Origin of the sequence: Acinetobacter sp. YH01009 (genome assembly GCF_013420765.1) — a bacterium.
Classification (GTDB): Bacteria; Pseudomonadota; Gammaproteobacteria; order Pseudomonadales; family Moraxellaceae; genus Acinetobacter; species Acinetobacter amyesii.
Map to the genome: position 1 here is coordinate 17,294 of NZ_VOYE01000011.1, position 12,301 is coordinate 29,594.

Here is a 12,301-nt window from a genome sequence, read left to right on the forward strand (position 1 = left end):
TTGTTTTCCTTAGAGCATAGATGAATGAGCCTTGATGTGAATGCAGATATTTTTCAAAGCTTATCTATATCTGAAAGGGCAAGGTGAAATATTGCAAAAGTTAAAGTTTTAAAAATATAGAAAAGGAAAATATAGAAAAGGTAAATTAAAAAAGCACCCGAAGGTGCTCTAATTATGCTTCAACTGCATATTGACTGGTTTTTAGTTCTGCAATGGCTTGGATACGTCGTTCAATCAGCATTTCACCAATATCCGGCCCTGATACATCAGGTGGAAGATCGGCAGCTTTAATATTGCGAACCACCTGCATGGCATCTAAAATGTATTGAGCTTGCGGATAGGCACGATCCTCTAAACCTAAGCGACCACGTGAATCACATTCACAGGCTTGTACAAAGGCCTCTACGCGTTCAGGACGGCGTAGTACATCCATGCGTTGTAACAGACGCCATAATGTACCCGGTTTTAAACTCAAGGCTTGATGGCATTTTAAATGCTCTTTACATACTGAGATGGCCAATTGCTTGGTATTGGTGGGAACACGCATACGGTCACAGACTTCGGTAACGGGTTTTACACCACGTTCTTCATGCATGATATGGCGCGGTAACTCATCTACTGGAGTAAGTGCTTTGCCTAAGTCGTGTACCAGTACGGCAAAACGAACATCCAGAGAATAATTGGCACGACAGGCTTGCTGTAGCGACATCATGGTGTGAATGCCGCAGTCTATTTCAGGGTGATATTCAGGACGCTGTGGAATACCGTATAACGCATCAATTTCTGGGAACAAGACTTTTAAAGCACCACAGGCTCTTAAGACTCCAAAATATTCATCTGCATGGTCTTCCATTAACGCACGAGACGTTTCCTTCCATACACGTTCAGGTGTAAGGGCTTCAAGTTCGCCAGATTGAGCGAGATCTTGCATCAGCGCAAGTGTTTCTTCAGCCACTTTAAAACCTAAAGCTTTATAACGTGCCGCAAAACGTGCAATCCGCAGAACTCGCAAAGGATCTTCGACGAAGGCATCAGACACATGGCGAAGGATGCGTCGCTCTAAATCTTGTTGACCATGGTAGGGATCATAAATCTGACCTGCATCATCCATAGCAATCGCATTGATCGTGAGGTCACGTCGAATGAGATCTTGTTCGAGTGTGACATTGACGTCGGTATAAAATTCAAAGCCATGATACCCATGTCCAGACTTACGTTCTGTACGGGCTAAGGCATATTCGTCTTTGGTCTCTGGATGAAGAAAAACAGGGAAATCTTTACCCACAGGTTGATAACCTTGAGCAAGTAATTGTTCCGGCGTTGCACCGACAACGACATAATCTTTTTCGTGATAGGGGTGCCCGAGCAAGTGATCTCGAACTGCACCGCCTACTAAATAAACTTGCATGAAAAAACCTCTATTCTTAGAGCAATCATGCTACAGAACAGAGGTTTTCTCAAGTCACAAAGTGTGTTCAGGTCAACTAAATTAGAGTGCTAATTTTTCGTTTTCTTGAATCTCTGCAACAGTCAATGCAGTCATATTCACTAAACGGCGAGTTGTCGCTGTTGGCGTTAAAATATGAACAGGTTTTGCAGCACCCAAAAGAATTGGGCCAATCGTCACGTTACTGCCCGATGTTGATTTCAACAAGTTGAACGAAATGTTCGCTGCATCCAGATTAGGCATAATCAGCAAGTTCGCAGAACCTTTAAAACGTGAGTTCGGGTATGCGAAATGACGAATATTTTCATCCAGTGCGGCATCACCATGCATTTCACCTTCAACTTCAAGTTCAGGTGCAATTTCTGATAAAATATCATAAACCTTACGCATTTTTTGTGCGCTAGGATCATTTTGGTCAGAACCGAAACTTGAGTGAGAAAGCAATGCTACACGTGGCGTAATACCAAAACGGCGTACTTCTTCAGCCGCTAAAATGGTCATTTCAGCAAGTTGTTCAGCTGTTGGGTTACGGTTAATGTAAGTATCGGCAATAAACAAGTTACGATCTTCAAGCATCAATGCATTCAGCGTAAAGAAGTTATTGCGGCCTTCTTTTAGCCCAATCACATTGCTGACGAAGTCTAAGTGAATGTCATAGCTTGAATAAGTACCACATAGCATACCGTCAGCGACACCATGACGAACCAACATTGCCGCAATAAGTGTAGAACGGCGGCGTGCTTCACGCTGAGCGTATTCAGGCGTTACACCTTTACGCTGCATGATGCTGTAATAATCGTCAGCAAACTTATCATAATCAGGGTTTTTCTCTTGATCGACGATAGTGATGTTCACGCCGTCTTCAAGACGTAGGCCTAATTTCTTGATGTTTGCTTCAATGACTGCAGGGCGACCGACAAGGATTGGTTTTGCCAAACCTTCATCAACAGCAATTTGCACCGCGCGAAGTACACGTAAATCTTCACCTTCAGCATATGCAATGCGTTTTGGATCAGTTTTTGCTTGCGCAAAAATTGGTTTCATCATGAATGCAGAGTTATAAACAAACTCAGACAAACGTTGACGATACGCAGAGAAGTCTTGAATTGGACGAGTTGCAACACCTGAATCCATCGCTGCTTGTGCAATTGCAGGTGCAATCTCAAGAATCAAACGTTGATCTAATGGGCGGGGAATGAGGTAATCACGACCAAATGAAGCAGATTTTTCACCATACGATGCAGCATCAGCTTCGACATGTGCCATGCGAGCAATCGCATGTACACAAGCAATCTTCATCTCTTCATTAATTGTTGTAGCACCAACATCGAGTGCACCACGGAAGATATAAGGGAAGCAAAGCGCATTGTTCACTTGGTTTGGATAGTCTGAACGACCAGTTGCCATAATCACGTCTGGACGTGCTTCATGTGCGTGTTCAGGAAGAATTTCAGGGTCTGGGTTAGCAAGGGCAAAGATAATCGGATCTTTCGCCATGACTTTAACCATTTCTTTGGTCAAAATACCTGCTGCAGAAAGACCGAGGAACATGTCCGCACCTTCCATTACATCAGCAAGCTGAGAGCCTTCGATGTCTTGAACGTATGCCTTTTTCGACTCATCCAAGCCTTCACGTTTATTCGTCAATAAACCGCGTGAATCTGCCACAACGATGTTTTCTTTTTTTACGCCAAGTGCGCAAAGTAAGTTCAAACATGAAAGGGCAGCAGCACCTGCGCCAGAAGCGACAATTTTGATTTCTTCAATTTTTTTGCCATTGAGTTGAAGTGCATTCAGTAATGCAGAACCCACAATGATCGATGTACCGTGTTGGTCATCATGGAACACAGGAATATTCATGCGTTCACGAAGTTTTTGCTCGATGTAGAAACACTCTGGGGCCTTGATGTCTTCAAGGTTGATACCACCGAAAGTTGGTTCTAATGCTGCAACGATATCTACGATTTTGTCTGGATCGTTTTCAGCAATTTCAATGTCAAAAACATCAACACCAGCGAATTTTTTGAATAGAACGCCTTTACCTTCCATAACAGGTTTTGACGCTAAAGGACCAATGTTACCTAAGCCCAGTACGGCTGTACCGTTACTGACTACAGCAACAAGATTACCGCGCGCTGTGTAAAGTGCAGCAGTAGATGGGTCGCGTTCAATTTCTAAACAAGGTGCAGCGACACCTGGCGAGTATGCGAGGGCTAAATCGTGTTGGTTGACCAATTGTTTGCTTGGTGTAACGCTGATTTTCCCCGGAGTTGGAAATTCGTGATAATACAAAGCCTGCTGTTTTAAAGATTGATCGTCCATCTGTATCTCGATTGTGTTTTGTTTATCCAATATAAAGCTGCAATGCTTGCTTTATCCGCTTGAATATAACATTAGTTGCACAGTTGGGACAGTCGAAGTCGCGTCTTTTTCAGACAATCTTATAGCTCAGGCATAGTGACTTATATTAAGTAAGTATAAGCAGGCGAAGAGATATTATTTTCAAGGAACACGGTTGCCTCTTCTTGTGGCAGTGGCTTAGAGAAAAAATAGCCTTGAGCAATGTCACATTCTAAGTCTTGTAGATACTGTAACTGCTGTTCAGTTTCAATCCCTTCAGCGACTACCGTCATGCCCATCGCTTTACCCATGGCAATCATGGCACTAACGATGGCCAATTGTTTATTTTCACCAATTTTAGAGATAAAACTGCGATCTATTTTTAAAATATCAATTGGAAAATCAGCCAGATACGATAGAGATGAGTAGCCAGTGCCAAAATCATCAAGTGAAATATTGATTTTACGTTTTTTTATTTCGTTTAATAGTTCACGTACTGAATCTAGATTTTCGACCAAAGAAGATTCTGTAATTTCCAGTTCCAGACTGGCACCATCAATTTGATTGGCATCTATCGCTTCATCTAAATCATTTAATAATTGTCCACGGCGCAGTTGCTGTGCAACAATATTGACGGATACACAAATATTTTGATAACCCAAATTATTCCAAAAGCGAATTTGCTGCGCGGTTTTTTGCAGGACAAAACGCCCGATATCGGAAATTAAACTGGTTTGTTCTGCTAAAGGAATAAATAAGCCCGGTGGTATTAAGCCTTTTTCAGGATGATTCCAGCGCACCAAGGCTTCAAAACCGTAAATATTTTTATCACGGAAATTGATCTTCGGTTGGTAATACACCACCAGCTCATTATTTTGAATGGCTTTACGCAAGTCGCGTTCCAAGAAGATCCCTTGCTCTAATAATGCGGTATTTTCATTGGAATAATAACGTGTAGTATTGCCTCCCAAATTTTTAGCTTCGCTCAGCGCTTGTTCTGCACAGTTATTTAGATAATCTAGCTGACGGCCATGCTCAGGATAGAACGCGACGCCCATCGATAAAGTGATGACATGTTCTTGGCCAAAAATATTAAATGGAATGCTAAAGGCTTTATTGATGCGTTCACAATGCTCTTGCACAGAAGGGCGGATATGTGAAATTTCATACACAATCGCAAAATCATCGCCATTTAAATGCGCAACAAATAATGCTTCGGCATTGGTTAGACGTAAACGCTGTGCGACTTGGCGTAACAGTTCGTCACCACCATTGTTGCTGAGATATTCATTTAATGGACGGAAACGGTCGATGTTTAAACGAATGACGGCCAACTGTTTAATCGAATCTTGCTGTGAAACTAAATATTGATGCAGTTGATAGTTGTAATAAAAACGGTTCGGCAAATCCGTTAAGGTGTCATAATTTTCTAAATAAGATAAACGTTGTTCTTGCAATTTACGTTCGGTCAGGTCTGAGACGATCCCGATATAATGGGTAACGCGGTTTTGATCATCAGTAATCGCATTAATATGCATCCATAGCGTCAGTTCTTTACCTGAAAGAAATTTTTCGTGCAACTCACCATCATATTCACCAATTTTCAGCACTTGTTTAATGATCGAGTAGTGCATACTGCGTTGAATTGATTTGTAATTTGCTGTGATATCAAATAGATGTTTGCCAATAATTTGGTCGTAGTTAAAGCCGGTTAATTGTTCGTAAAACGGATTGACTTCGATATAGCACAGCTCTTCATTTAAAATGAAAATCCCTTCAGCAGCTTGTTCGAGTACGCTGGCTGCAAGTTTTAAACGTTCTTGAGACGTCCGTTCTTGATGGATATCACGACGAATACCGACCATGCGCAAGGGCTTGCGGTTATCTGGATCGCGTTGAATGACTCGCCCAATATCATGTACCCAACTCCATTTTCCTTGACTGTTTTGAATCCGATAGGTGGCCTCATAACGGTCTTTAAATCCACGAAGATGTTGAATCATCGCTGATTTAAAATGTGGGATATCATCAGGATGGATCACATGTTGTAACTGTTGCTGATGCTCTTTCGAATGTCTAAGGGTTTTTTCTTGCTTATAGTTGGTGACAACGATTTTACGGTCTTTGATGTTCCAATCCCAAGGACGTAAACCGGCGATTTCATGCGCAAGGACTAAATTGGCTTGTTGGTTTTCTAAATCCTTGTTCATTTGCTCAATGTCGAAGGTCCGCTCTTTAACTTTCTGTTCAAGGATTTGGTTACCCAGTTGTAGCTGTAATTCGATGTCTCGTGATTTGTTGACTTCATCTTGGAGCTGCTGACACAGTTCATCAGTCCATTTGACTTGTTGCTTGGCACTATCGACCAGTAGGTTATTTTTAGCATGTAAAGTCGATACACGACGATGAATGCGATATGACGTCATGGCGCACATTAGAATCACAATGAGCCCAAAATTAATACTCAGGCTAAATAAGTGATTTGAACCATCTAAGAAAAAGAACTGTGCAATCAGATAGGGCACGATAGACGGGATAAAGGCTAAACAGAAATAATTAAGTTTTTGCGTCAAATAGGTCAAACCAAAGGTTTGCGTCACGATCAAGAGTAGGGCAGAGAGTGTCAGGGCTTGAATTGGTTCAAAGCTTTGATTGGTCGCAGGTAAATAATAAAAAATTAAAAAAATACCGCTCGCAATCAGTGTGCCGACAGAAAAACACTGAAATTGTAGCCAACGATGCGCAATCATCAGTGAATATTGTTCAGGTTTAAAATAAACGGTGCTGATCAGCCAGCATAAACTGACAAAAACTTCGGTAAAAATAAACCAAATATTGAAATACAAAGATGGTGATTTATAAAAAATTTGATATATCGAAAAAATATATAAGCAAATAATCAGGATACTGACTAAAAAATAGCGGCTATGGCGAATCGTGTTCGCAATTTGAGCAGTATGATTGTACTGCTTGATATATTCATCTTGTTTATACGTCATGAATATAAAAACCCTGCCTTAACCAAATTTAGATCGTTGTATTTGTATTGTTCCTGAGAGTATTTGTTTATTCTTAGTAACAAATCATTTGTTTTTATTGACTCTAGGGTAATTGCGTTACAAATAAAAAGCAATATCAAGGATGCCATCATTGATGCTTTCAGATGAACTATCGAGTAAAAATTAAATAAATTTATAATTTAAAATTGAAAGTGCAACTACAGGTGCAGTTTCTGTGCGAAGGACACGTTCACCGATACACCAGTTCACAAAACCTTTCTCATTTGCGGCGCTGATCTCGGCTTCGCTCAAGCCACCTTCAGGGCCAATCAGTAAGGCAAAGTACGGGTCAGCATCAGCTAATACATCAACTTCATCTTTATTGGGTGCGAGTACCAACTTGGTTGTCGGCAGATCACTTTCCAACCATTTTTCAAGGGAAAGTGGCGCAAGTACTTTAGGGACAATGTTGAGACCACACTGTTCGCAAGCTGCAATAGCAATGCCTTGCCAATGGTCGAGTTTCTTTTGATCACGATCGTACTTCAAACGCATTTCACAACGTTCTGAAGTGAGTAGTTGAATTTCAGAAACACCGAGTTCCACCGCTTTTTGAATCGCATAATCCATGCGGTCGCCTTTGCTCATCACTTGACCCAAGAGCGCTGTAAAATGTGGTGTGCGATTGCTTGGATTGAATTGCAAAACTTGGACGGCAGCTGACTTTTTAGCGACTTCAACCAATTCAACATGGTATTCGCCACCTTGCCCATTGAACAAAGTGGCTGTTTCGCCTACTTGAGCACGTAAAACTTTTACCCAGTGATGAAACACTGTTTCCGTTAATTCAACAGTCGTATCAACAGTTAAATCAGCTTCAATATAAAAACGTGGCATTAAAGTTTTACTCTCAAAAAGGTCGAAATGTCTTATGCAAGACCGAGGTCTTTCACAAGTTGACGTGTAGGGTCAGTGGTATTCATGGTGTAGAAGTGCAGGCTTGGCGCACCACCAGCAATCAGGCGTTCGCAAAGTTTCACAATCACTTCATGACCAAAGGCTTTGATTGACGCTGTGTCGTCGCCATAAGTCGCAAGCTGTTTGCGAATCCAGCGAGGAATTTCTGCACCTGTACCATCAGCAAAACGAATTAAATTGCTTGCATTGGTAATCGGCATAATGCCTGGAGCGACAGGAATGTTCACGCCTTCTTTTTGAATGCGCTCTACAAAGTAGAAATAGGCATCTGGATTAAAGAAGAATTGTGTGAGTGCTGCATTAGCGCCTGCATTGGCTTTATCGCAGAAACGTTTGATGTCGAGATCAAAGCTGTCTGCTTGCGGGTGCATTTCTGGGTATGCTGCAACTTCAATTTTGAAATGATCACCAGTGTGCTCACGAATGAAACGTACCAAGTCCGTTGCATAAGGCAATTCGCCTAAGCCCACTTGACCAGACGGCAAGTCGCCGCGCAGCGCAACAATACGGTCAATACCTTGTGATTTATATAAATCCAGCAATTCAGCAATACGTGCTTTGCTGTCACCAATACAAGACAGGTGAGGGGCAACCGGTGTGCCTTTACCGTTGAAGTCGTTCAATGTAGACAAAGTACGTTCACGGGTAGAACCGCCTGCACCGTATGTTACAGAGAAAAATTCAGGATTTAATAATTGTAGTTCTTGGTGTACAACTTTAAGTTTTTCCGCGCCCGCATCAGTTTTGGTCGGGAAAAACTCAAAGGAAATAGGAATCTGTTTTGACATGTTCAAATCCTTTTTTATAAATACTTTTATTTAAAAAAATCCCCTCATCCTAACCTTCTCCCAGAGGGAGAAGGGACTTCCATTATGAAAGTAATAGTGATTTGGAGTTAACATCAAATTTGCTTTCACAATGAAGAGTTCCCTCTCTTGCGCTGAGCTTCAAAGCAGTGCTTGAAGCACGCTCAGGAGAGGGTTAGGGAGAGGTATTTATAAAACTTAGTATTTATAAGCCTCAGCTTTGAACGGGCCTTCAACTTGAACACCGAGGTAATCCGCTTGTTCTTGAGTCAAAGTCGTTAATACGCCGCCGAAACCAGCAACCATTGCAGCAGCAACTTCTTCGTCTAATTTCTTAGGAATAAGTTCTACGCGGATTGCAGCTTGTTTTTGATCTTCAGGAAGATCAGCAAATTTTTCAGCGAATAGGTGCATTTGACCCAACACTTGGTTGGCAAAAGAACCATCCATAATACGTGAAGGGTGACCGGTTGCATTACCAAGGTTCACCAAACGGCCTTCAGAAAGAAGGATTAAGTAATCGTTTTCATTTTCTGTACGATACACTTGGTGAACTTGTGGCTTCACTTCAACCCACTTGTAACCACGTAAGTAATTTGTGTCGATTTCAGTATCGAAATGACCGATGTTACAAACTACAGCGCCAGCTTTTAATGAATCAAGCATTGCAGCGTCACATACGTGGTAGTTACCAGTTGTTGTTACGATCAAGTCAGTATTTTGAAGAAGATCAAGGTTGATGTCTTCTTTCTTACCCGTTTGAATGCCATTTTTATACGGAGCAACAACTTCGAAACCGTCCATGCATGCTTGCATTGCACAGATAGGGTCAACTTCAGTGACACGTACAATCATGCCTTCTTGACGAAGTGATTGAGCAGAACCTTTACCTACGTCACCATAACCGATTACAAGCGCACGACGACCAGATAAAAGCATATCTGTACCACGTTTGATTGCATCGTTAAGTGAGTGACGGCAGCCGTATTTGTTGTCGTTTTTAGACTTAGTGACAGAGTCATTTACGTTAATCGCTGGAACTTTTAAAGTACCGTCGCGGTGCATTTCGTAAAGACGTTGAACACCTGTAGTGGTTTCTTCTGTAATACCGTGGATTTTAGCAATCACTTCAGGATATTTTTCGTGAACAAGCGCAGTTAAGTCACCGCCATCATCCAGAATCATGTTGGCATCCCAAGGTGTACCGTTCACATTGATTTGTTGTTCAAGACACCACATGTATTCTTCTTCTGTTTCGCCTTTCCAAGCAAATACAGGAATACCCGCAGCAGCAATTGCAGCAGCAGCATGATCTTGAGTAGAAAAGATGTTGCATGAAGTCCAACGAACTTCCGCGCCCAATTCAACTAGAGTTTCAATTAAAACTGCAGTTTGAATGGTCATGTGGATACAACCAAGAATTTTTGCGCCAGCAAGCGGTTTAGCCGCAGCATAGCGTTTACGTAAGCCGATAAGAGCAGGCATTTCTGCTTCAGCAAGTTTGATTTCTTTACGGCCGTAGTCAGCTAGTGAAATATCGGCAACTTTGTAATCTGTAAATGAAGCATTAACCGCGTTCATCACGATCTCCTTAATAAAAACAATTGATCATTCAGTTCGCGGATGCCGTTGTTGATTGGAACGAGTGTCCAACCGAATCGTCGAGCCTAGCGATCTTATATTTAGTGCCTATAAGAAAGTCGCAGCATCCCTCGGCTAGGGCAGTATTGTACTTGGAAATAGAGTGAGTTCCAATCAAAAATTGGTTAATATGTAGATGAATAATCTGATAATAAAAAGATAATAACGTACATATCATGAATATATTAAAATTTAATATTTTCCTAGTTTTACTCGTATCTTCACAAGCTGTCTCAGCAAGGCGAGGCGACTTTTCACCACAAAATATTTTTTTTCTGCCTTTAATTTTGATTGGGGTTTTATCCTTATTTAAATTTTCAGGCTTTATTGAAAATTATACGAAAGGCTTAAATTTAACCCTTAGAGTAGTCATAAAAGCAGTGAGTTTTATTATTTTGATTGGCATCATTGCCCTTATAATTATCGGGATAGGGCTAATTTCTGAGTATATTCCTGAAAAATGGTCGATGATATTCTAGTGCAATTTTAAATATAAAAAATTGGAAGCTAATAATGAAAAAATTAACTGCATTCATATGCTTGTGTTTTTCAGCACTAACATATGCCAACGATTCAACAGGCTACGTGGCAACAGGCGGTGTACAGTACCTGAAAAATAAAGACATTCAAATGTTCAGTGAAGACCTGTTTATCAGTAAAAAAATGATCAAGGTCGATTATCAGTTTAAAAATCTGAGCAATAAAGACGTGACTGAAACCATACTCTTTCCACTGCCAAAAATTGAAAACTTCTTTGAATCTGATTTTGCCAATACTGAAAAATTGCTAAAAAGTTTTAAAGTTCAGGTGAATGGAAAAATGATTCAGCCTGAAATGCATGTGCGCACTTTTATTCAAAAAGATGAAAAAACAGCCCCGATTGATATGACGGAGAGTTTTAAGCAATGCGGGTTTACGGAAAAAGACATGCTGAATCCGTGGAGCAGGCAAGATGATGAATATGAAACTTTCGAGGAAAAACTCAGAAACTGTAAAAATGCAGCTTTGCAAAAAGTTTTGCCCAAAGATCCGAGTGAAGTCATTTCATGGTCATCTCAGGTGATTTATAGCTGGAAGCAAACGTTTAAAGCCAATGCGCCCACACGTGTACAGCATCAATATGCACCGCTGGTGGGCGGGTCTGTGGCTTTATATCCTGATGAATATAATCAAAGTTATTGTATGGATCAAAAGTTTAAGGCAGGACTCAGAAAGGCCAAATCACAGCATGCACCATTTCAAGCACTGGGATATATCTTAAAAACTGGCGCCAATTGGGCAAAGCCTATTCAAGATTTTAAACTGACTATCGAGCGTGATGCTAACGAACTGGTTTCATTTTGCTGGGCAGGTAAAGTGAAGAAAATCAGCGCTACGCAGTTTCAAATGGTTGAAAAGAATTTTGTGCCCAAACAAGATTTGGACATTATTTTTGTGCATGTGAAATCAGGTCTGGATTAAAACTTGCAGGCAAAACTGCTGCGATTTGTTTATCATCGTCCATAAGCAATTTTGAGTTTTGATATATGTCGATGGAAATACCTGATGAGTTGGCAAATTTAGAAGCCAATGGCGGCATTTATGCAGTGTGGATGTTGCTGCAGCACTTAGGTATAGATGCAGACATTCAGCAGCTCATCGAAGTTTGCGCTTATGAAGCTGGCCATGGCACAACAACCATTGGTTTGGCTGTAGGACTGAAAAAGTTTGGCTTTCTAGTAAAGTTTTACACAGAGCATGATCCTGAGCTGCAAGACAGTGAAAAACGCAGCTATGCAGAAGCGGATCAATTGGAACTGCCTATATTACCTGCAATTGGCTATGCACAAATCCAGCAGGCTTTTGAACAAAATCAGTTTGTGATTGTCTATTACGACACCCTAGAAGGCGTGGGGAATCATTCCTTGGTGTATGACATTGATGAGACAGAGATCAGTTTCTTTGACAGCTTTGATGCCATGCCAGCAGACGTATTTGAACAGCAGCGTGGTGCGGAAGGCATTTGCCGACAAGTCATTATTGTGGATGTAAATGATTATGTGGCGAGCTGAGCCATATTGTTGAATGAAAAAAGCCCATCATGAGATGGG

The 12,301-nt window shown here is 41.2% G+C and carries 9 protein-coding genes; 3 read left to right on the forward strand and 6 right to left on the reverse strand.

From position 1 onward, the window contains the following. Nucleotides 1–172: 172 nt before the first annotated feature. The 6 genes from FTT76_RS11315 to ahcY all read right to left on the reverse strand — a co-directional run bounded on the left by FTT76_RS11315 (nt 173) and on the right by ahcY (nt 10,151). On the reverse strand, nt 173–1,408 hold the full coding sequence (locus FTT76_RS11315) for a multifunctional CCA addition/repair protein (RefSeq protein ID WP_180008370.1): 1,236 nt from the start codon (nt 1,406–1,408) through the stop codon (nt 173–175). 81 nt (nt 1,409–1,489) lie between these two features. Next, nucleotides 1,490–3,769, reverse strand: coding sequence for an NADP-dependent malic enzyme (locus FTT76_RS11320; protein WP_180008368.1), 2,280 nt, complete (start codon nt 3,767–3,769; stop codon nt 1,490–1,492). A 140-nt stretch (nt 3,770–3,909) separates the two neighbouring features. Further along, complete coding sequence (locus tag FTT76_RS11325) at nt 3,910–6,786, reverse strand: EAL domain-containing protein (protein ID WP_180008366.1); 2,877 nt, start codon at nt 6,784–6,786, stop codon at nt 3,910–3,912. A gap of 183 nt (nt 6,787–6,969) precedes the next feature. Next, a complete protein-coding gene (locus tag FTT76_RS11330; protein ID WP_180008364.1) occupies nt 6,970–7,683 on the reverse strand; it encodes a 16S rRNA (uracil(1498)-N(3))-methyltransferase in 714 nt (237 codons plus the stop codon). Between the two features lie 32 nt (nt 7,684–7,715). After that, the gene (metF, locus tag FTT76_RS11335) at nt 7,716–8,552 is read right to left on the reverse strand and encodes a methylenetetrahydrofolate reductase [NAD(P)H] (RefSeq protein ID WP_180008362.1); all 837 of its coding nucleotides are present in this window, start codon (nt 8,550–8,552) and stop codon (nt 7,716–7,718) included. 216 nt (nt 8,553–8,768) lie between these two features. Further along, nucleotides 8,769–10,151 (reverse strand): adenosylhomocysteinase, encoded by a 1,383-nt coding sequence (gene ahcY, locus FTT76_RS11340; protein WP_180008360.1) that lies wholly within the window; start codon nt 10,149–10,151, stop codon nt 8,769–8,771. A gap of 236 nt (nt 10,152–10,387) precedes the next feature. Between ahcY and FTT76_RS11345 the strand changes: the two genes are divergently transcribed. The 3 genes from FTT76_RS11345 to FTT76_RS11355 all read left to right on the forward strand — a co-directional run bounded on the left by FTT76_RS11345 (nt 10,388) and on the right by FTT76_RS11355 (nt 12,262). Continuing rightward, nucleotides 10,388–10,690 (forward strand): hypothetical protein, encoded by a 303-nt coding sequence (locus FTT76_RS11345; RefSeq protein WP_180008358.1) that lies wholly within the window; start codon nt 10,388–10,390, stop codon nt 10,688–10,690. A 34-nt stretch (nt 10,691–10,724) separates the two neighbouring features. Continuing rightward, entirely contained in the window at nt 10,725–11,672 is a 948-nt protein-coding gene (locus FTT76_RS11350) for a DUF4424 family protein (protein ID WP_180008356.1), read from the forward strand. A 65-nt stretch (nt 11,673–11,737) separates the two neighbouring features. Continuing rightward, nucleotides 11,738–12,262: a peptidase C39 gene (locus FTT76_RS11355; RefSeq protein ID WP_180008354.1), complete on the forward strand. Its 525-nt coding sequence runs from the start codon at nt 11,738–11,740 to the stop codon at nt 12,260–12,262. Nucleotides 12,263–12,301: the final 39 nt, after the last annotated feature.

Bases quoted from the DNA above. Each gene is read 5' to 3' on its own strand.
- FTT76_RS11315 (WP_180008370.1), bottom strand. From the start codon at position 1,408: ATGCAAGTTTATTTAGTAGGCGGTGCAGTTCGAGATCACTTGCTCGGG.
- FTT76_RS11320 (WP_180008368.1), bottom strand. From the start codon at position 3,769: ATGGACGATCAATCTTTAAAACAGCAGGCTTTGTATTATCACGAATTT.
- FTT76_RS11325 (WP_180008366.1), bottom strand. From the start codon at position 6,786: ATGACGTATAAACAAGATGAATATATCAAGCAGTACAATCATACTGCT.
- FTT76_RS11330 (WP_180008364.1), bottom strand. From the start codon at position 7,683: ATGCCACGTTTTTATATTGAAGCTGATTTAACTGTTGATACGACTGTT.
- metF (WP_180008362.1), bottom strand. From the start codon at position 8,552: ATGTCAAAACAGATTCCTATTTCCTTTGAGTTTTTCCCGACCAAAACT.
- ahcY (WP_180008360.1), bottom strand. From the start codon at position 10,151: ATGAACGCGGTTAATGCTTCATTTACAGATTACAAAGTTGCCGATATT.
- FTT76_RS11345 (WP_180008358.1), top strand. From the start codon at position 10,388: ATGAATATATTAAAATTTAATATTTTCCTAGTTTTACTCGTATCTTCA.
- FTT76_RS11350 (WP_180008356.1), top strand. From the start codon at position 10,725: ATGAAAAAATTAACTGCATTCATATGCTTGTGTTTTTCAGCACTAACA.
- FTT76_RS11355 (WP_180008354.1), top strand. From the start codon at position 11,738: ATGTCGATGGAAATACCTGATGAGTTGGCAAATTTAGAAGCCAATGGC.